Genomic DNA, 21,299 nt, shown 5'->3' with positions numbered 1-21,299 from the left:
ACTATGTATATGTAAAGATTGAAAAGATGCATGATAAAAAAGCGCTTTGACTAAATGTCAAAGCGCTTTTTTATCTCAGTTAGATTCATGCTTATTATTCAAAATAAGATTTAACTAACCAAGCTCCTCCAATAATTCCCGCATCATTTCCTAAAGTAGCGATTGCTAGTTCAGCACCTTGCGCTACGCGAGGAAATGCAAAACGTTTGAAATAGTCTCTTACCGGTGCAAGTAATACCTCGCCTGCACGAGACACACCGCCACCTAGAACGATTTTCTCAGGGTTTAATGCATTAGCAGAGTTTGCTAGCGCTAGGCCTAAATGAAAGGCAACTTTATCTACAACATGCATAGCTAACTCGTCTTTTGAACGAGCTGCATCAAATACATCTTTAGATGTAACTTGTCCGTTTTGTTCTAACACTGTGCGAAGCTCACTTGGTTTGTCCGTTTCCGTTAACTCTTCCATCGTTAAACGTACAATCCCCGTTGCTGAAGCAATTGTTTCCAAACAGCCGGTTTTGCCGCAGTTACACGGTGCACCGCCTTCAGGAATAGATGTGATGTGGCCAATCTCACCAGCTGCTCCATTTACGCCTTGTACAATTTCACCGTTGGCAATGACACCGCCGCCAACACCTGTACCAAGCGTAACGCACAGCAAATCTTTTGCTCCGTCTCCAGCACCTTTCCACATTTCTCCAATGGCTGCAATGTTTGCATCATTGTCTACTACAACAGGAAGAGAAGTTTCTACTTCCAAGATATCTTTGATAGGGAATTTTTCCCAACCTAAATTGACAGCTACTTCAATCGAACCGTTTGCAAAGTTGACAGGCCCCGGTGCACCAATACCAATTCCTACCAACCTTGATTTTACTTCTCCAAGATCGTTTAACTTTTTATCAATTGCTTTTGCAATATCTGTTGGAATTTTACGGCCTTGCTCGCTCACATCCGTATTAATTTCCCACTTGTGAATGATTTCTCCATAATGATTAATAAAGGCCATTTTTATTGTTGTACCGCCTAAATCAACTCCAACTAACCATTTGTCATCCATGTTCATTCATCCTTTTTCTCTTTTTGTTGTTTTAACTCTCGACGAAGCAAAAGAATTGCCATTTGGTAATCACGTACATCAATCAAATTAGACTGATATAATTCTTTTACTTCCGCTTCCATCAGCTCTAAATCAGCAGTACGATCGCCTACGTATATAAAAATGCCGAAGGACTTTAATAATTGTTGTACATCATATAACGTATTCATTCTGTCACCTTTATCCTATTTTCTAGGTGATATGATTCATTTATTTTGAAATAACTCAACAGTCATTCAGTCATAAACAGCGGCCGTATTTAACGCCCACTGCTAGGTCTACATATTAATATTCTAGTAAACGTTCTCACAATAGTAAAGTATAAAATATTAAATTCGTCATTCAACAGTTTTAATTTTCTAGCTGTTGCTTCAGCTTTTCATATTTTTTACTTTGTGGTTCAAGCGCAATTGCTTTGTCGATATTTTGTGTGGCCGCTGAAATATCATTCAGTTTTATATTCACCAAAGCTAAATAGTAATACGCCTCATGAAAAGTTGAATCATACTTTACAGCCTGATTCAATTGCTGTTTAGCTTCTTTATAATTTTCAAGATAAAGTTCTGCGCTAGCACTGATAAAATATATGTCACTATTGCTTGTCCCTTTTTCAATAAAAAGCTTGATGGCGTCTTTTGCTTCTTCATACTGCTTCTGCTGAAGATACGTAGCCGCTACGCTGAGTGCATATGGCTCATCTTGATAAACAGAACGCTCATGATATCCATAAAAAAGCAGACTTCCTACTAATAAAAGCGTGCAAATGAAAGCCGGAATCTGAATATACAGCTTTTTTTGTTTCGGTAAACTGACGATGCTTGCAGCTAAAAATCCGCCAACCAAACCGCCAATATGCCCTGCATTATCGACGTTCGGCGCAACAAATCCAAAAATCAAGTTAATCACAATGATGACAATGAAACTCGATCCCATTGTTCGAAAAAAGAAGCGTGGATTTGTTCTTGCTAAAAACAGTAAAGCTCCAAAGCAACCGAAAATGGCCCCTGAGGCTCCTGCGGAAATAGACGTATTCCATATAAAACTTCCTAGAGATCCTGCAAACCCGGCAAATATATAAATAAAGACAAAACGCCCGCTGCCATATATCCTCTCTACAAGCGTTCCTAAATAATACAGGGCTACACTATTCATAAGCAAATGCAGAAGTCCTATATGCAAAATTATAGGTGTAAAAAAACGCCACCATTCGCCTTCTATAATTAAAGGGTTATATTTAGCTCCGTATTGAATCAGAGTGAGCGTATTTTGCGTACTGCTTTTCCACTCCAGAAATAGAAACATTAAGATTTGCATCGCTAAAAATATATATGTAAAAATAGGCTTTCCGTATCCAGCTATTTGCTGTTCTTCGCTTTGTTTTTTCTGCACAAAAAGCACAATTTTATGTTTCCACTGTTCTATCCGCTGAGCTTCTTCTTCGGAAGAGAAATTGTCTGCGCTTTCTAATGTAAGACCCAGCCGTTCGAATAGAGGTTCATAAGCGCTTGCTTTCTCTGCCGTTAGTTGTTCAACATAACTATTCACTTTAGAGGGACTCGGCGCACTTTCTAAGGACTGCTCTGTATAAAAAGGATCAAAATCAGCAAAGTAAATTGTGTTAAGAGTAAGCGTTGATTTACCGCTCTGCTTTCGCACATTCTCAGCTCTTTGTAATGCATACAATACATCTTTTTGCTGCTCAACGACTGATTTGAAATTACGGCGGACTATGCGGATTATTGACTTATCTTTGCGATAGTGAGATTGAAACCATAGCTCTGAAGCATCAGCTTTCATCGAAATCAGCTCATATGAAGAATGGCCAAGCAATTGCTGTGCCACCTGCAAATAATAAAAATCTTGCCTAGACAAATAGTCACCTCCTCACACTCTCTATATGTAAAGATGGCAGAAAGCCAGGAAAAAAGCAACGATTTTCCCTTTTTCTTTTTCTACGAAAAAACACCTTACATGTCTGTAAGGTGTTTTTTATGTATCTTTCGCTCTTAGCGGAAGACCTGCTTCATTAAACGATCCCGAACAAACGGCAAATTAAAAAATGAACGAACAGCTAGGCTGCGGATAAATGAATTTCCAAACAGCGAATTTAAAACACGGTATCTCATTTGGTAGCCCAGCGTTCCAACAACTAAAAGCGTAAGTACTAATACAATATGTCTCATTTTCAAGCCTCCTTACGTTTACTTTGCTCCTATGACGAACATTTTATGCTCTTATATAGGTAAAAGCAGGATAAGGATTCCGCCTGTAAAAGCAGCAAGCAAAATAGCGGCAAGATTCACGACATCATTGTTAAAGAACGTTATTCCTTTTTCTTTTACGGTTGGCTTGCCGCAATGATCTTTCCGTTCCGTTTCAATACCGCAGCTTTGACAGCGAAAGCGAACTTGCACGCTTGCTCCAAGAAGAGTGTCTATAGCGTTTCCAATAAAACCAAAGCACCCAACTAGCAATATACTACTCAGCGATACGGATGGAAAAGCAAAATAACAAGCGGCAGCAATAAGAAAAGCTCCGGCTGCTCCGGCTGCTGTACCTAAAAGTGAAACGGCTCCTGAAGTACCCGCTTCTACTCTCTTTAACGTCCAAATGTAAAACGGCGGCTTCTTACTAAGAGACCCTATTTCAGATGCCCATGTGTCAGCATTAGCAGCTGAGATACTAATCATAAACATCCACATGTAAACAGGCAAAGCTGTTGCAGCATATAACAAACCGCAAGCAGCAGCTACACCTCCATTAGCAAGGACTTGAATGTAATCTCGCCTGTCGTGCTTCTCTAGCTTTTCTTCTAATGCGCGTTTTTTTTCTTTTTTATACTTACTACACAACGTAGAAGTGCTAAAAAATAAGAGTAAGAGTAAAAAACCTTGAAGCGAAAAACCGATGTAAACGCTCGCTCCTACGATGAAAGACATGCAGGCTCCCGATACTGTCAGTGCTTTTGCTATGTAGCCCGCTCCTGCCATGAGTAATATCACGATTATCATGACAGCATCAAACGGATTCACAGCAAATAAGCTCCTTCTCTGTCAAAATATATTCAACGGGAATATCATGAGATTCATATGGAACCTCTGAAACGACTTGACAATCAAACGCAAGGCTTAGCTTCTGTCCGGTATAATCTGTTAAATAACGATCGTAATAGCCGCCTCCATAGCCGATACGATATCCATTCTTGCTATATACCACGCCAGGCACAAGGATTAAATCAATTGAAGATTTTGAAACGTGAACCGTTTCTTCAACAATTGGTTCGGCTAACCCGTAGTACACTGTTTCAAGCTGTGAAAAATTCGTAATCTCGTAGAAAACCATTTGAGATGTTGTGGGGTTGCATTTTGGAACAGCTACTTTTTTTCCATCTTTCCAAGCGCGTTCAATGATGACTTTCGTATTAACTTCTTTATTTCTTGAAACCGTAGCTGCAATGACTCTAGCCTCTTTCCATAAACAAGTTTCATACAGTGCATTTGCTATGCTTGTTGAATGTGCCTCGTGCTGCTCTTCAGAAATTAAATTAAGAACGCGCTTCATCTCTTTGCGCAGATGAGATTTCATTTTAATTCCCCCCCTATAAAAAAAACAGCAGGATTGTACTCCTACTGCTTACTTTGTTTCACGATGAAGTGTAACTTTTTTAAGTCTTGGGCTGTATTTTTTTAACTCAAGACGATCTGGGTTATTACGCTTGTTTTTAGTTGTAATGTAATTACGGTCACCAGTTTCAGTGCAAGCTAATGTAACGTTTACGCGCATCTATTTTCCCTCCAAACATTATAAACATAAATCAGACTTTAATATAATATCATTTTTCGAAAGGAAATGCCAGTCTGTTTTTTTGAAGAAAGTCATTTAATTTCATTTCTTCACTTTTTCTTTCCTCTTAGAGTCCTGAGCTCCTTCTCTGCTACGCCTTATATATAGATGAAGTTTCTTAAAATAGGCGGAACTCTTTTTATGAGAGGCGTATTTCCTTTCTTTTAAATAAAATCCATTATTTACACTCTTTGATATTCTTGTATTTTTTCTACAAAATATGCCGACAGCTTCTTGGCAGTCTGAGTGTTTAACGCCTCTGAATAAATATTTAATACAGGCAAGTGACCATCGGGCAAAATAAGCGTCCATTCATGAGGATCATGGTAAATTTTTAAACCATCAATGACATACACTTGTTTACCGATTGCTTCTTCTAATAACTTCTTCATCACTTGTTCTTGAATTTCTATCGGACATGAAATATAGCGCCAGTTCATATAAGCGTGGGGAACATATTGAATCATTTCAGAAATTTTCCGCTGCTGCACCATAATTAATTCGATCAGCTGACATAAAGCGTACATGGCATCTAACTGAAATTGAACAGGCCCCAAAAGACTAAGCAAATCACGTTTTTTTGCTTTTGTCCTCATAAATGATTGATTGAGAGATTGAGCAAATGTTTCTAATGTGGATGAATAGTGTATAGGAATAGGAACGAATGCTACTTTTTTTGTCATGTATACGCTATAAATATAAAGCGACATAATTTCTGAGTCATTTACGCTGCAGCCTTTTTCATCATATAGAGCAAATGTTTCTCCATCTTCTTTAATCTGAATACAAAAAGACAGCTTATTTCGTTTAATTATTCGTTTGGTTTCTTCTGTTTTCTCCCACTTGTTTAAAAATAACACATGAACACGAAGACGCTTACATAATAATTCGACAACTTCCTGTATAAACGGTGAACAAATCACACCAATCCGCGTACTGTCTTCTAATAAAACATGCTGATTAATTGATTTTACTAAAGCATCACAATATTCTTCCCTGATATTTCCTATGCTTGTTTCTTTAAGTGAAACAGAAGTCGTTATGTTTGCTTTTTTAGCTTGAAGATACATCCGCTCAATCTTTTTTTCAATAAGCTGATTAACTAATTGTCCTTTATTATCATATATTTCTAAAAACAGACCGCTGTTTTTGCTATCCACACCAATGTAAATACCAATGCTCGCTTGTGAAGTCATCATATAATATCGAAATACCGGAAGGGCTTCTTTTTTAATATCATACACAGCCGAATGATTACTCCGTAAAAAAGAAAAGCATTCTTTACGAAGTTGAATAGCTTCTCCTTCATCATCGCTTGCTAGACAGAACGATCCTTGATGTTTGCATACAAGTAATAACGCATTGTATAGTCTTTCTCGATCAACAGATGAATGTACATACAGGCGACCGTTTTTGAAGATAGAAACATCTGGTTTTACAGAAAGTTGAGGTAGCACTTGATTTTCAGCTACTGTATCTTGGACATACGTAGTCATTGCTTGAACATTTACATACGGACCTATCGTAGCGTTGTATAAAAACGATTCTGCCCCCACCGTTACGTTTTGAAGCAAAATCGTTTTATCGATTGCAGCATGTGCTTCTATGATACTATTGGTTCCGATAATCGTGTAAGGACCAATTGAAGCACCTTTTCTAATCACCACATTTTCTCCTACGTAAACCGGATCGTAAACAGTCACCCCTTCTTCTATAAGCGCGTCATCTGAGACAATACTTTCCTGTCTATTGCCAAACCACTTGCTCCATAGATCATAGTGTGCTTGACGATAATGGTGGATTTGCCCAATATCAATCCAATAATCCTCTGTTACAAAACTGCACACAGTATGATTATATTCCAAAAGAAGCGGGATAATGTCAAAGCTAAAATCTGTAGGACCATAAGAATTCACGTAATCAAGAACGGATTTTTTGATCACATACACTCCCGTATTAATCAATCGGCTATTGGCCTGTTCGTAGGTCGGTTTCTCTACAAATCCCGTGACTCGATTCCCTTCATCTATCGTCACCACTCCATAACCCCGCACGTCGTTTACTTCTTTTGTAACAATGGTCATTTCGCTTTTTTGTTCATAATGAAAATGAATAACGTCTTGAAGATTAATTTCTGTTAAGGCATCTCCACTAATAATAATACAGTCTTCCTCAATAAAAGCCTCTGCTCGCTTAATTCCGCCCGCTGTTCCAAGAGGCTCTTTTTCGATAAAATAAGTAAGCGTCACTCCCCACTGAGAGCCATCCCCAAAGTATTCAATAATTTGTTCATGCCTATACTGCAGCGTAATCCCAATCTCTGTAATTCCATGTTTCTTAAGCAGTTCAATGCTATATTCCATCACAGGTTTATCGTAAAGCGGCAGCATAGGCTTTGGAATCGTATAGGTCAAAGGCTGCAGTCTTGTTCCTTTACCGCCAGCAAGTATAATGGCTTTCAATTTTTTGCCTCCCTCCTTTTTTTATCCTGGCAAATGTGATGTTGAAACAGCTTACTTGTATCGATAGCGATTTTTTCCCAGCTAAACATAGTTGTTGCTTTTCTATACCCATTTTCGCTGATTTTCGCAGCTGTTTTTTCATTTTTTAACAAAAATTCAATACAGTTGATTAATTCGAGCGTATCTCCTCGGGCAAACGTCAGGCCCGTGTCGAAATGTGAAACAATATCGCTTAGACCTCCTGTATCGGCAACGATGGTTGGCTTCTTGGCTACCATACCCTCTAAAGCTACAATTCCAAAAGGTTCATATAGACTTGGAAAAACAACCATTTTACAAGCTTGCAGAAGCTGATTTCGTTCGTTATCGGTAATGTACCCAATAAAATACACGTATTTGTCCAATTGCTTTTCACTTACCTGCGTTCGAAACTCATGAAGTAAAGGCCCTTTTCCCGCCACAACGAATTGAACATCTATTTGTTTTTTCTTAAATAGTTCCGCTGCTTCAATAAATAGCTGAAATCCTTTTTCATATACAATTCGTCCAATTGAAAAAATAATAGGGGCCTTTCTAAAATTATATTTCTTTTGTAAACTTTCTTTTAACCGCTCATTTACTGCGTCGACTACCAGCTGCTTGTCAATTCCATTTGGAAATACAGCAATTTTATCTTGTTCTACGTGAAATAAAGTGATTAATTCTTTCTTCATATAGTCGCTGCAGACAATGATTGAGCTTGATTGTCGAATCAGCTCCTCTTCTTGCAAGTGAATTTTCTGCTGCATGTCATTATGAATACCATTATTGCGCCCATGTTCTGTCGCATGAATGGTCGTAATGAGCGGTCTATCCGTTTTATCTGCTAAACATTTTGCTGCGGATGCAACAAGCCAGTCATGAGCATGAATAACGTCAAAAGACAGCTTGTAGCCTAACTGCAGTCCTCTAAGAGCCATAGCCACGTTCAAACTGTTTACCCATGTCAAAAAATCCGGATGATGAGGCTGCAGGCTTTTAACTCTGTAAACGTGAACACGGTATAAACGTTCATATTCCGGCAGCCCCTCTACATACGTCGTTAATACACTAACGTGATGGCCCGCTCTAGCTAACGCTCTGGATAAATCAAATACATGTCGTGCAAGTCCTCCGATAACTAGAGGAGGGAATTCCCATGCAAGCATTAAAATGGAGAGACCGCCTTTATATTGATTTACTGATAAAGCCGACGGCTCTATCTCTTTTACAGGGTATAAAAAAGAACTTCCTGAAAGAAAACTGTTTTCACTATCCATCCTTGGATTCTCTTCGTGACAGAGAAAATCAAACAGCTTTATTTGCCTTTCGTATTCACCTCTGACTTTTTCAAAAGTATAAAGCCAATCGCTGCTACTTAAAAGGAGCCACTGTCGGTAGATGGCATTCACCACGCTAGGATGTTTAAAATCGATCACACCTAGCATCGCCTCTGACTTCTGTACGGTTGAAATAAACAATTCATTGTTCTCACTGACAAATTCGGCGCTTTTTGTTGCACCATAGAGTGCAAGAGTTTCATTTGGATAAAACTCTATATCCCTCGCGTAATCTAAAGGGTATTGAAATGTACCACTTGCTGCTTGCATTCGCTGAAAGCCAAGCGTGTCCTTCGCTTTCAAATCCAAAACAGCGCTCGCTTTATTCATTGTTCCTTCCTCAACTTGTTTTCCTTGCTTAGGATATGGAAACAAGATAATACCAGCAGGGGACTTTTTTAGTTCATCTGTTGATGACTTCACAAAGGTATAGCGCATTTCATGAGATTTCAGGAGCATATCTACTTGATGAGTATACTCTCCTTGCTGTATAAAAAAACCGACGGGCTTTTTTTCAAAAAACTGTTGAAAAACACGTATTGCTTCTGTAATTTGGAGATTTAACGTTTGTTCTGTTTTAAGGATGGAAACGAACGCGTTCGTTACGGTAGTAGGAATACATTCCATCATGTCATGCTGAAAGAAATATTTGCAGGCTGAGAACAAGCTCCCGTCCCACTTTTTTAAAAAAGTGAGTGCTCTCTGATGCTGCCGGCTTGAAAACTGGTGTAAATACTGAGCGTAACGAGTATTAAACTCCTCGTCGTTTAATACGTTCAAAAATACACAAGACATCGCAGCTGTTGCACCTATCAATTTTTCAGACTCAATTTGATCTAAAAAAGGGATGAATTCGTTCGTTACTTGTTCAAACAGCGGATACTCACTCTCTGCTTGAAGTACATGTAGCAACGGATAATGCATATAAGTTAAAAGAATACAGTCATCACTATTCATATTGCTTCTTCACCTGCTCCAAGTCATTTGAATATAAGGAATATGTGCTAAATTCATTTTGAACACCTTGGTGAACTTTTACAGGTTCGTACATCCAGCTCAACGACGTTACATTCACTTGTTCATGCTGTTCTTTCATCAAATAAACCGGATTCGAACGAAGAAGGGAAAAAAAACTTCCTTCTTTATCTTGAATACCAATATCTATTACATACGTGCGCTCACTTTCCAAGCTATTCATAAACATGAAGTCTTGATGAGCGGTAAGACCCTTCATATAATAGCGGTTTGATTCATGGCCGTTAAAATGAAGGCCTGTTATATCATACGTACACATAGCTAGATTCAATTCTTCCCATCGTGTCGAAAACATACTTTCTACCATCTCTCGAATATGCTCTGAAAACGACCAGTGAACATAAATACGAGATGAGTCAAGCTGAGTAGCTATACACACATTTAAGTTTTGAATAAGATTAGGAGCCACTGTTTTATCACTTCGTTTCTTAGATTGTTTTTTCTACATATAAATGCCGTATAAACTTATTAACATCTTACCATTCAGAAAAAGTTGCCACAATAAACGCAATTTGTCGATTTGTGTTAAAAAATCCAGCCCAGCAAATTGGATGCATGAGCCCGTATGAATCGTTTGTTACACCGCTGTTGATTTCCGTGCAAAATGTCGCTTTCCGAGGGCGGCGATGAGCCTCCTCGTCGCTTCCGCTTTTCCTGCAGGAGTTCTTTGCCCTTCCCTCTCATTAACAGCTAGAAGCAGCTACATTAAACCTACGTTTCTCGATACAATGAAAAAAATCCGAACGATTCATCGTTCGGATCTTCCTTCAACTAAAACACTTTTTTCCCAGCCTCTTTTTCCACTATTCATTTAAATCGTAGCGTTTGCCTTTTACAAGGTAAAATACGCTTTCTGCTACGTTAGTGGTATGATCAGCCATACGCTCTAAATAACGGGCTACAAATAAAAGCTGTGTAATTTGGTTCATAGCCTCCTGCTTTTCTTTAGCAAGACTTAAAAGTTCTTTAATTGTTATTCCGTAAAGCTCATCCACTTGATCGTCCATTTCCGCTACTTTTTTAGCCAACACCAGATCTTCTTCGTGATAAGCTTTTAACGAAAGGCTCAGCATTTCAATCGAAATATCGTGCATTTTCTTTACATGTTCTAACGGCTTAATTAATTCTTCGTTTCCAATTCGTATAGCTGATTTTGCTACATTAACGGCAAAATCTGCCATACGCTCAACATCCGAAGCAATTTTAATTGCCACAATAATACGTCTTAAATCAATAGCCACGGGCTGCTGCTTTGCAATCAGTAAGATAGCTAGGTCATTAATTTCTTCTTCTAAGTCATCCACGTATGAATCACCATCGATAATTTCTAGCGCCAGCTCAACGTTACTTGTTTGCAACGCTTCAATTGATTTTGATAACGCCTCATGCGTTAAGCGCCCTATTTCTAATAATTTTTCACGTAATATCTTTAAATCACCATGAAACTTTTCGCGTACAACCACTCATCCCATCTCCTTGTATGTCTTAACCGAAACGACCTGTAATATAATCTTCTGTGCGTTTATCAGATGGCATTGAGAAGATTTTATCTGTTTCTGCGTACTCTACCACTTCTCCATTTAAGAAAAATGCTGTTTTATCTGAAATACGTGCCGCTTGCTGCATATTATGTGTAACAATAATAATGCTGAAGTCTTTCTTTAATTCTTGTACTAACTCTTCTACTTTTAATGTCGAAATTGGATCGAGTGCAGAAGTAGGCTCATCCATTAAAATAACGTCGGGTTCAATAGCCAAGCAGCGTGCAATACAGATACGCTGCTGTTGTCCACCTGACAACCCATTCGCATTTTGATTCAAACGATCTTTAACTTCGTCCCAAATAGCTGCTCCTCGTAAACTTTTTTCAACAATTTCATCTAGTTTTTTCTTGTTGCGGACGCCATGAATTCTTGGACCGTACGCGATATTATCATAAATAGATTTTGGGAACGGATTTGGTTTTTGGAAAACCATTCCTACTTGCGTGCGCAGCTCTTCCACATGGTACGATTTATCAAAAATATTTTTTCCTCTATACTCAATTTCACCTGAGGTACGGACAATTGGCGTCATTTCTACCATACGATTTAACGTTTTAATATATGTTGATTTTCCGCAGCCCGATGGACCGATGATCGCGGTAACTTCGTTAGCATGAATGTCTAAATCAATATTTTTTAAGGCATGTGTGTTGCCATACCATAAATTCAAACCTTTTGTTTTATATACAATTTCTTTTGTTTGCGGAGTATTTACTTTTTCTTTGTTAGTCAATTCCATTGTTATTGCCATTAGATAATCCTCCTTCATCGTCTTTAACCGTTTTGAGCACAATAAAAGTCTCTCTATGTCTATTTAATATCTATTGTTTACTATTAGTGTAAATACATACGAGAAGCCGAACGCTTCCCCTTACTTTGATCATTTCTATTAATCCTTACACTTACAGAATAATAGCCGACTATTAATTGTGTTTTAACTCAATGTAAAGCTTTTGTAAACGAAGGCCTATCTGCGTGTTTTTTAGGTAAAAAACTAGTTCTTACGACCCTTAAATTCAATAAAAAACCATATATGTAAAGATTTCTAACAAAAAAAGAAGAGGTTGAGACACAACTAAATTAATTTGATATAAAGATAAGTAAATTAGATAAATAAGCCAGTACGAATCACTTCTGACACCACTGTTGATTTCCGTTCAAGCAGGCGGCCGGTGAGCCTCGTTGTCGCTTCCGCCCCTGCGGGGTCTCACTTCTTCCGCTTTTCCGGCAGAAGTCTTCGCCCTGCCCTCCAATCAACCGCTTAAAGCACCTACTTACATGAAATCTACGTTCACCCTCTCAATAAAAAAATCCGAACAGTGTTGATTCTTAATCAACGTTGTTCGGATCTTACTTCAACTAATATGCTTTTTCCCAACCTCTTTAATTGGCGTCGTTTGCAATGACAGCCTGTTGATTCTCTTCTTGATCTTTTACTTCTTGTTCACCTTTTTTCTTTAAATCAAAATACGTATCGAGCGCAGAACGAGCAAGCTCTTTTGTAATGGTATTTGGTGCACTTGGCACAAATGCCGATGGTACCACGACAGCTACTGCAATTTCAGGATCATTTGCCGGAGCAAAGGCCACAAAGTTTGAATTATTAACTTTAATTGGATCCCCTCCGCTTGGGTTTTTCTCATAGGCTTGTGCCGTTCCAGATTTACCAGCAGGATTATAGTTCGCTGTATGGAAAGCTGCGTACCCTGTACCGCCTTGTTCCTGCGTAACCCGTTTAAAGCCATTTTGAACATCTTTAATGTATTCTTCTTTCATCGTGATACGATTTAACACATCAGGTTCAAATGAATGCTGCGTACCACCAATTTCATCGGTCTTTATCGTTGGCTTTCGGATTTCTTTTACTAGCTGCGGCTTGATGCGATACCCTCCATTAGCTATTGCAGAAGTGTATTGAACAAGCTGCAGCGGCGTGTACGTATCATACTGGCCAATTCCTAAATCAAGTGCTGTACCTGGAACATTGCTTCCGCCTTGTACACCTGTTGATTCGTTATCGAGGTTTATGCCTGTTGATACGCCTAAGCCGAACTGACTGTAGTACGAACGCAGTTCGCTGAATGTGTCAGGTTTAATCGGTAAAGTCATGTTCTTGTGGTACTGTAATCCAGCCATCGCCATTATCGTTTTAAACATAAATACGTTGGATGAATATTTTAACGCGGATGAATACGTTAAGGGTCCTAACCCCTCAGCCTCAGCTGATTTCTTAATTGGTGTTCCTTTAATTTTTAACGGTTCATCAACGAACACTGTGTTTGGCTTAATAGCTCCTGAATCTAAGCCAGCTAGAACCGTTGCCCCTTTTACAACAGAGCCCATTGTATAAGATGTTGAAATATTCCCTAATGCAAAATCTTCTATTTTAGGTACCCCAGTCTTCTTATCAATGGTGTATTTTTTACCTGCCATTGTTAAGATTTCTCCTGTGTGAGGATCCATCATAATCACAAAAGCACGGTCTAAAAACTGCGTTCCTTTCATTTTCTTTTTGGCTAAAAGCTGGTCCGTAATTTGTTTTTCTACCGCTTTTTGAAGCTCCATATCAATAGTTAAAACTAAATCACTGCCGCGTTCGCCTTTCGACACTTGAATTGTATCAAGGAGATTTCCTTTATCATCTGTTACATACTGGACTTTTTCTTTTTGACCGCTGAGCTGAGCTTCGTATTGCTTCTCTAAATAGCTCGTCCCAACTTGGTCATTTCGACTATAGCCTCTTGATAAGTAATACTGTACTTTATCTTTGGGCAGACCCTCGTTGGCAGAGGATACATTTCCAAGCAAAGTACGGAGAGTGCTGTTTTCTGGGTATGAGCGATCCCAATACGTTGTTGTATCAACACCCGGAAGTTCATCTAAATGCTCACTTACAACGGCATACTCTTCATTTGTCACACCGCTTTTAACAACTTGCGGGGTGTTAGAATAACCTGCCTCCATTTGGCGCTTAATAGCTAGAACTTCTAAATCACTCTTTAAACTTTCTAAATCTTTTTTAGAAATGCGGTCTAACTGACGTTGATACAGTTCGTCATCAGTCATTTCACCATCTTGAACTTTTTTGCGATCAGCTTTCGTAATTTTCTGCTCCGCTTCTTTAGGGTGAAGCATAATCCAATAATCCTTCATGTCGCGTTCTGTAATTTTTACCACGTTTTTAACATCTTTATTCTTTCTATTTTCTGGAATATCAATCACATTTGTGGTGTAAGGAACATCGATCATAGTGGCTAACTTCTTAGCGATGCGCAGCCTTTCTTCAGCTGTATTTCCTTGAAAACGAGTATATGTAATCGTATTTAAAGAGGTATTATCTACAATTACGCGGTTATACCGATCGTACATTTTCCCTCGAGGAACAGGCGTACTGACTGTAACGTCCTGTGTTTTTTCGACTTCTCGTTCGTAATTCTCACCGTACACAATTTGAACAAGTCCCAACCGCAAAATTAATACGGAAAATAGGGCAAATACGGTCAAGAAAAGTAAGTTCACACGAAAAGGCACGTGACTTTTTCTTCTTTTTTTCTTTTTCATACCAACACCTACACTTTATAAAACATATATACCATAACACCATAAAATCAGACATTTAGCAAATAAATAGACACCTGGCAGGTGCCTATTTACACAACGTATTTATTCTAAAAGAAAAGCGAGGCATTTTCCATAGTACAAATGAAGGAGCTAATAATACTCTAAGCTGGAGACTCTCCGTCTCCTTCATTTAATACTGGAGGAGTAACAGTCGTTTCTTTTTTGTGCAGAGGCTGTGAGATATGTCTTACACAAAAATAAATGATCGTATGCCCTGCTCCAACAATAGCTAATAAAATGGGAATACTTTTTGCTTCATCAAAAAATAGTACGGCTATTAAAAATAAAGATATGGAAACAACGCGCCCAATATTCAGAAATACTTCTCTGACAACAATGTATTCGATTCTTTTTGAAACAACGTCCTTTGCTCGTCCAATCACATCGTACGTTAGAGAAATGAATGGAACCAACAAAATAGGATAGGCAATAGCAATACAAACAGCATATATAATTAACTTTGGATACGATAAGTTAAAGATAAGCAAAAAGACTGCTCCATAGAGAAGGAGGCCCCCGGTGAAAATAAATCGAAGGCGATTTTTTTGCTTAATAAATCTTGAGGCTACATAGTATCCTACAAACGCCACCGCTGAATTCACCAGTCCATAAGTTCCTAAAGCTAATTCACTTCCCGTCGTAATAAATACCATGACAGATACGACAAAAATGAACGTACCTTCACGCAATCCTTGAAAGAAATGAGCCTGTAATACTCGATTCCAGTCTTTGTTGACTTTTCGTTCAGCCCACACTTCTTTAAATTTGTATACTCCTTCAGCTGCGCGTCTTGTAATAAAAAAACTAAGCACAACGGCACCGACAAACAATAGCAGAGATACACCAAACACAATTTTATACCCAAGTGATTCATACAAAGCGGAAATAACAAAGCCCGCTCCTAAAGGACCAATCATCCCTGCAAAAGAGTTTAAGATCCCTAAAAATCCGTTAAAAAAGTCTCTTGTATCAGGTTCTGTAATTTCAAAAGTTAGCACATTAAAAGCTAGCCAATAAAAGCCATATCCTATACCCAGCAGTCCACCAAGCAATACTAAATACTCGGCTGCGTTAGCTCCACAGACTAATACAGCGATATAAAAAACAGCTAAAAAAGATACGCCTAACCTTAAAACCACAACCCGGTCAATTCGTTTGGCCCATTTACCTGCTAAAATAAACGTAAGCGGCTGAAGCACCACTACCGCTAAATTATAAATAGCGAGATCCGAAAATTCGCCTGATTGTTTCCACAGATAAATGTTAACAAACGAATTGGAAATTGAAATAGCCAAGGCATAAAGACCGCCTATAATTAAAAGCAAAAGTAAATCTTTACTAACTTCTACATCTCCAACTACTTTTTTTAATAAAGGCATATCAAAAAACTCCTTTTCTCTTCTACACCTAGTGTGTGAAAAAGAAAAGGAGATATGTAAAAGAATTGGAAAACAAAAAAGCCAGTAAAGGTAATAATTACTTTACTGGCTCTTAAATACATCTTCAGCTTATTTTGCAGCGTCGTAACGCTTAGTAACTTCGTCCCATTTTACAACATTAAAGAATGCTGAAATGTAATCTGGACGGCGGTTTTGATAATTTAAGTAGTAAGCGTGCTCCCAAACGTCTAGACCAAGAATTGGCGTTTTGCCTTCCATTAATGGGCTATCTTGGTTTGGTGTGCTTGTTACTTCTAATTCGCCGTTGTTTACAACTAACCAAGCCCAGCCAGAACCGAAGCGAGTTTTAGCTGCATTTGCAAATTCTTCTTTGAATTGATCAAAGCTGCCGAATTTGCTAGCGATAGCGTCTGCTAATTCACCAGTTGGAGCACCGCCGCCGTTAGGGCAAAGGATTGTCCAAAATAATGAGTGGTTCGCATGACCGCCACCGTTATTGCGTACTGCTGTACGGATATCTTCAGGAACAGCATCTAAGTTTGAAATTAACTCTTCAATACTTTTGCTTTCTAAATCCGCTTTGCCTTCAACAGCAGCGTTTAGGTTTGTAACATATGTGTTGTGATGTTTTGTGTGGTGAATATTCATTGTTTCTTTGTCGATATGTGGTTCCAGTGCATCGTATGCATAAGGTAGTTCTGGTAATTTGTAAGCCATGAATAATTCCTCCTTCAAAATATGTAAGCATTTTGGCGCAAAAGCACCATATACGTTTAGATTAGCAAATTTACCCTACTCTTTCAAATAAAAAGTACCTAATCCATGATTTATATTTACCTAATTCCCATTCGCTATTCTTTTAAACATAAAAAAAGCTTCTTTTTCTCAAAAGAAGCTTTGAATAGACAATAGTATGGCGGAGGAAGAGGGATTCGAACCCCCGCGGGCTTTAACACCCCTGTCGGTTTTCAAGACCGATCCCTTCAGCCGGACTTGGGTATTCCTCCAACCCTATAAATGGTGGACCCTGCAGGACTCGAACCTGCGACCGGACGGTTATGAGCCGTCTGCTCTAACCAGCTGAGCTAAGGGTCCACGTGGCTCCACAGGTAGGACTCGAACCTACGACCGATCGGTTAACAGCCGATAGCTCTACCACTGAGCTACTGTGGAACAATATGAATTATGTATGTCACAAACGTAAATTGGAAAATAGCGGCGGAGGGGATCGAACCCCCGACCTCACGGGTATGAACCGTACGCTCTAGCCAGCTGAGCTACACCGCCATGGCTCCACAGGTAGGACTCGAACCTACGACCGATCGGTTAACAGCCGATAGCTCTACCACTGAGCTACTGTGGAACAATATAACATTTACTAGCGACATTAAAAATTTAACATGTTTCTGGCCTAAAGTCAATATATTATTTTAAAACAGCGTATAAAAAATAGGCAATCATCAACAGTTGAATAAATCCTTTCGAGATAGCGCCACTAAAAAAGCCAATAACCGAACCTACTCCAATTTTTACTGCGTTGCTAATTGTGGTCCGATGGACAATCAGTTCTCCTACAATCGCTCCGATAAATGGCCCTAAAATAATTCCAAATCCCGGAATAACAAACGGGCCCACAAGCAATCCAACTGTACTTCCCCAAACGCCTGCTTTAGTGCCTCCGAATTTTTTCACACCAATAATATTAGCGATATAGTCTGCTAAAAAAAGTGCGACAACTAACAATCCTTGTATCACCCAAAATAACCAGCTATAGGAGCTAAAATCATAAAATAAACCGTATATGACAAATCCTAGCGCTACAAATAGCACGCTTGGGATGATGGGATAAACCAACCCAACAAACGATACAACAAAGCTAATGATAACTAATGCCCAACATAAAATAGCCATGCCCGCACCTATCCTTTTTATTATTACTATTTATCATACAATAACCACTCCTATAAAGAAAGACCTTGCACCACGAGACCTTCCTTTATTTTACTTTCGAATATATCTTCAGATAACGATTTTCGAGTGTACCACTGTACTATTAACAGCACAGTCCTCAAACTGCCCGTAATAACCCCCAAAAACAATGACAGCAAAATCTGTACATATAAAGAAATGCTTTTGACAAAACGCTCCATCGCACCATTTTAATTGGTAACGTTTTCTAAAATCTATTGTAAACCTTAAATTTCCGCTATAAAATAAGGTATAATCAGAATTTTCAATAATAGGAGGCTTTACAATGAGCATGCTGAAAAAGATAGCATGGAGTTTTACTTCCTTCAAAAAAATAAGGTCGCTTCGCTTTGAGCATACGAATAAAACAATTGGCTTTGTGCTGTTTTTAACATTCATTTCTTTGCTGCCTACATTTTTCTTTATGACTTTGACGATTGTAAACGGCTATCATACCGCGACTACAGATCTCCCGAAATCTGTTTCTTCTTTTTCTATTTCAAATTCACAGCTTACGTCAAGCCAACCTTTCACAAAAAAAGTAAACGGTACCGCTTTTATCTTAGACCCCTCACATTCTATTGAACGGTTTCATTCTCCTGCTCATGCGATTGGCTTTCTAAAAGACGGAATTTACATCACAACTAATTCACAAACACAAACGTATTCATATGATTTATTAAATTGGCATCATAAAGATAAAAATGAACTGTTAAACTTATTGCACGAACAAAAGTCGTCTTTATACATACTTGTCCCTATCGCTATGCTTTTACTGTACGTATTAACATCTGGACTAAACTTCCTTTCTATTACCTGCCTTGCTTATCTTGGAAAACTGATTGGACTCATCACTAAGAAGCAGCTTCTTTTCAAACAGCTATGGGCACTGAGCGCTTATAGTACGGTAGCCTTCACGCTGCTTTATACGCTTTTGGAAGCTTTTTCTTTGTCTCTAGCAACACATAGCTCTCTTTACTGGATAGGAACGTTCTTCATTTACTTATTGCTCGTCACAAGGGTTCCTATGAGAAAAAAGGTAAAACCTAATAAAGCGATTGAAACATAACGAAATGAATCCAATCAACCGCTAGAAGCACCTACATACATAAAATCTATGTTTACCCTGCCAATGAAAAGCTCCGAACGAATTTAATTCTTGATCAAGAATCAAATTTGTTGGGAGCTTCTTCAACTAACATACTTTTGTCCCAGCCTCTTTATTTCTGTACAACTTTTCTTCTCCCCATTGCAGAAGAAAGAATCTTCAACTGATACAAAACCCACAAACCTCCTGCTGCGAGCAAACTAAAGCTATAAATAAACATCAGCCTTTCAGTATGCATCCACACTTCAAAAACAACGGGTCCCAACGCTACTCCTAAAAATCTCACCGTTCCATAAATGGATACAATAAATCCTCTTTCTTCGTCTGAAACCGCTGAAGTAATCATCATATTAATACAAGGAAGAACAAATCCTAAGCCGCCAAAGGCGACTGTCAAACAAAACATCAGCACGGGAAGCGTATAAATCACCGTTAATACTCCAAACATTACGAATAAAAGAATTATTCCTACTATCATCAATTTTTTCATGAGCACTACATCTGTTTTGATTCGCTGACCGGTCCAATAAGAAACGAACGTCATCGCGCCAAGAGGAAATAAAAAAGCGGTTCCTTTGAAAAAACCGTCTATATGATACGTTTCCTCTATTAAAAAAGATAAGTAATATAAAATGCCAAATAATAAAAACAACCCCAGTCCCCCGACAAAGAATAAAGGAAAAAGCGATTTTCTTTTATCATAGACAATCCCAATGGCTCTCTTTAAATACTCTCCAACAGATACTGAATCTGAACCTGTTTTCGCTTCTCTCACATACATGGCTATACCTACTAAAGCAGCACCTGCAGCTAAAGGATAGACCAAAAATGCGGCATACCATACGACGAGTGCCGCCGTTGCTCCAATTATAGGTGCAACCACTTTTCCAGCTCCATTATATACTTCTAAAATCCCAAGGACTTTTGCTCTTTTTTCCCCTGTAAATACATCTCCAGTTAATGCCATTGCCAACGTTGTAGTACCAGCAGCGCCAATCCCTTGAATCACTCTTCCAGCCATCAACACAGCAAAGCTTCCAGAAGAGACCAAAGCGCTACTAGCAGCGACAAGGCTACCGATTATCATCACGATGAGGGAATACATAATTAATTTTTTACGTCCATATCGATCTGATAAAATTCCTACCGCAGGAATACACAATGCAGCCGGAATCGAAAATACACTCAGTATCAAACTGGTTTGGACTCCACTTAAGTGAAGTGACTTTTGAATGCTTGGCAGCAGAGGAATGAGCATGGAATTTCCCAGCACCATGATTAAAGGCAATAAGCCTAATGAAACAATCATTAATTTTTCTTTCAAATTTCGTTCTCCAATCATATTTAAGTAAGACAAGCATAGGCTTTACACATAAGCAAAAGAATGAAGGAGGAGCATAATGAAAAAGCTATGTGCATTAGCCGCTTTCGCTTTTATCGGATATATTTGTCACTACGACATTAAATACGGGACCATTCCTACTGCGACTGAAGCAGTTCAAGTCAGCAAAGCGCAGCCTGCAGAAACAAAAGCCGCCAGCTCTTCTTCCACCTATACAAAAATAAAAATTAAGCCAGGCGATACAGTTTTGTCCGTCATTGAAGAGCTTACAAAAAAATCGATACCGGTTTCTATGAACCAAATGATTAAAGACTTTAAGAAGTTAAATAACGGTACAGCGCCTGAAGATATTCAAATTGGAAAAACGTATAAGTTCCCTATTTACAAGTAATGACAGCATTCTTCTTGTCAAGATGGGATAGTCATTGTTAAAATAGCTAAGGTAGTACTTTCTACTAGTTATTTTGTTCATAAAGAGTTATTCTATTAATGAATTCAAATTCTTGATTTCATTTT

General features: G+C 38.5%; 19 protein-coding genes and 5 tRNA genes. 2 read left to right on the top strand and 22 right to left on the bottom strand.

The window, feature by feature from the left end; genetic code table 11:
• Positions 1–94: 94 nt before the first annotated feature.
• The 21 genes from ACH0CI_RS02000 to ACH0CI_RS01900 form a co-directional block, all read right to left on the bottom strand.
• Positions 95–1,063 carry an ROK family glucokinase gene (locus tag ACH0CI_RS02000; protein ID WP_013059183.1) on the bottom strand — a complete coding sequence of 323 codons (969 nt, stop codon included), beginning with the start codon at positions 1,061–1,063 and terminating at the stop codon, positions 95–97.
• A gap of 2 nt (positions 1,064–1,065) precedes the next feature.
• Positions 1,066–1,272, bottom strand: coding sequence for a YqgQ family protein (locus ACH0CI_RS01995; RefSeq protein ID WP_028411617.1), 207 nt, complete (start codon positions 1,270–1,272; stop codon positions 1,066–1,068).
• Positions 1,273–1,453: 181 nt separating this feature from the next.
• Complete coding sequence (locus tag ACH0CI_RS01990; RefSeq protein ID WP_028411618.1) at positions 1,454–2,974, bottom strand: rhomboid family protein; 1,521 nt, start codon at positions 2,972–2,974, stop codon at positions 1,454–1,456.
• A gap of 134 nt (positions 2,975–3,108) precedes the next feature.
• Entirely contained in the window at positions 3,109–3,285 is a 177-nt protein-coding gene (locus ACH0CI_RS01985) for a hypothetical protein (protein WP_013059186.1), read from the bottom strand.
• 51 nt (positions 3,286–3,336) lie between these two features.
• Positions 3,337–4,134 (bottom strand): DUF92 domain-containing protein, encoded by a 798-nt coding sequence (locus ACH0CI_RS01980; RefSeq protein ID WP_047749836.1) that lies wholly within the window; start codon positions 4,132–4,134, stop codon positions 3,337–3,339.
• A complete protein-coding gene (locus tag ACH0CI_RS01975; RefSeq protein WP_406900817.1) occupies positions 4,121–4,687 on the bottom strand; it encodes a 5-formyltetrahydrofolate cyclo-ligase in 567 nt (188 codons plus the stop codon). The genes ACH0CI_RS01980 and ACH0CI_RS01975 overlap by 14 nt, the downstream gene beginning before the upstream one ends.
• Before the next feature lie 48 nt (positions 4,688–4,735).
• Entirely contained in the window at positions 4,736–4,885 is a 150-nt protein-coding gene (gene rpmG / locus ACH0CI_RS01970; RefSeq protein WP_013059189.1) for a 50S ribosomal protein L33, read from the bottom strand.
• A gap of 242 nt (positions 4,886–5,127) precedes the next feature.
• Positions 5,128–7,407, bottom strand: a complete 2,280-nt coding sequence (locus tag ACH0CI_RS01965; RefSeq protein ID WP_406900816.1) for a sugar phosphate nucleotidyltransferase — start codon at positions 7,405–7,407, stop codon at positions 5,128–5,130.
• Positions 7,404–9,722 (bottom strand): glycosyltransferase, encoded by a 2,319-nt coding sequence (locus tag ACH0CI_RS01960; RefSeq protein ID WP_406900815.1) that lies wholly within the window; start codon positions 9,720–9,722, stop codon positions 7,404–7,406. Before ACH0CI_RS01960 ends, ACH0CI_RS01965 begins: the two co-directional genes overlap by 4 nt.
• Positions 9,715–10,209: a DUF4912 domain-containing protein gene (locus ACH0CI_RS01955; protein WP_406900814.1), complete on the bottom strand. Its 495-nt coding sequence runs from the start codon at positions 10,207–10,209 to the stop codon at positions 9,715–9,717. The genes ACH0CI_RS01960 and ACH0CI_RS01955 overlap by 8 nt, the downstream gene beginning before the upstream one ends.
• Positions 10,210–10,603: 394 nt before the next feature.
• Positions 10,604–11,263, bottom strand: coding sequence for a phosphate signaling complex protein PhoU (phoU, locus tag ACH0CI_RS01950; protein WP_013059193.1), 660 nt, complete (start codon positions 11,261–11,263; stop codon positions 10,604–10,606).
• 22 nt (positions 11,264–11,285) lie between these two features.
• Positions 11,286–12,083 carry a phosphate ABC transporter ATP-binding protein PstB gene (gene pstB / locus ACH0CI_RS01945; protein WP_370506071.1) on the bottom strand — a complete coding sequence of 266 codons (798 nt, stop codon included), beginning with the start codon at positions 12,081–12,083 and terminating at the stop codon, positions 11,286–11,288.
• 644 nt (positions 12,084–12,727) lie between these two features.
• Entirely contained in the window at positions 12,728–14,905 is a 2,178-nt protein-coding gene (locus ACH0CI_RS01940; protein ID WP_406900813.1) for a peptidoglycan D,D-transpeptidase FtsI family protein, read from the bottom strand.
• 161 nt (positions 14,906–15,066) lie between these two features.
• A complete protein-coding gene (locus ACH0CI_RS01935; RefSeq protein WP_335387932.1) occupies positions 15,067–16,344 on the bottom strand; it encodes an MFS transporter in 1,278 nt (425 codons plus the stop codon).
• 129 nt (positions 16,345–16,473) lie between these two features.
• A complete protein-coding gene (gene sodA / locus ACH0CI_RS01930; RefSeq protein WP_335387934.1) occupies positions 16,474–17,082 on the bottom strand; it encodes a superoxide dismutase SodA in 609 nt (202 codons plus the stop codon).
• Positions 17,083–17,279: 197 nt separating this feature from the next.
• Positions 17,280–17,372: transfer RNA gene (locus ACH0CI_RS01925), tRNA-Ser, on the bottom strand.
• Between the two features lie 11 nt (positions 17,373–17,383).
• Positions 17,384–17,460 (bottom strand) — tRNA-Ile (locus tag ACH0CI_RS01920).
• A 3-nt stretch (positions 17,461–17,463) separates the two neighbouring features.
• Positions 17,464–17,538, bottom strand: a tRNA-Asn gene (locus ACH0CI_RS01915).
• A gap of 40 nt (positions 17,539–17,578) precedes the next feature.
• A tRNA-Met gene (locus ACH0CI_RS01910) sits at positions 17,579–17,652 on the bottom strand.
• 1 nt (position 17,653) lies between these two features.
• Positions 17,654–17,728: transfer RNA gene (locus tag ACH0CI_RS01905), tRNA-Asn, on the bottom strand.
• 62 nt (positions 17,729–17,790) lie between these two features.
• Positions 17,791–18,276 carry a DUF456 domain-containing protein gene (locus tag ACH0CI_RS01900; protein WP_028411626.1) on the bottom strand — a complete coding sequence of 162 codons (486 nt, stop codon included), beginning with the start codon at positions 18,274–18,276 and terminating at the stop codon, positions 17,791–17,793.
• Between the two features lie 343 nt (positions 18,277–18,619).
• On the opposite strand from ACH0CI_RS01900, the gene ACH0CI_RS01895 reads away from it, so the two are divergent.
• Positions 18,620–19,402: a DUF1189 domain-containing protein gene (locus tag ACH0CI_RS01895; RefSeq protein ID WP_406900812.1), complete on the top strand. Its 783-nt coding sequence runs from the start codon at positions 18,620–18,622 to the stop codon at positions 19,400–19,402.
• A 151-nt stretch (positions 19,403–19,553) separates the two neighbouring features.
• Here the strand turns inward: ACH0CI_RS01895 and ACH0CI_RS01890 are convergent, their stop codons facing one another.
• Positions 19,554–20,765, bottom strand: coding sequence for an MFS transporter (locus ACH0CI_RS01890; RefSeq protein ID WP_335387940.1), 1,212 nt, complete (start codon positions 20,763–20,765; stop codon positions 19,554–19,556).
• A gap of 76 nt (positions 20,766–20,841) precedes the next feature.
• On the opposite strand from ACH0CI_RS01890, the gene ACH0CI_RS01885 reads away from it, so the two are divergent.
• Positions 20,842–21,174 carry a hypothetical protein gene (locus ACH0CI_RS01885; protein WP_028411630.1) on the top strand — a complete coding sequence of 111 codons (333 nt, stop codon included), beginning with the start codon at positions 20,842–20,844 and terminating at the stop codon, positions 21,172–21,174.
• The last annotated feature ends 125 nt before the right edge of the window (positions 21,175–21,299 follow it).

Origin of the sequence: Priestia sp. 179-F W1.4 NHS (assembly GCF_045369295.1) — a bacterium.
GTDB classification, from domain to species: Bacteria; Bacillota; Bacilli; order Bacillales; family Bacillaceae_H; genus Priestia; species Priestia zanthoxyli.
This window is presented reverse-complemented; position numbering and strand designations above follow the sequence as displayed.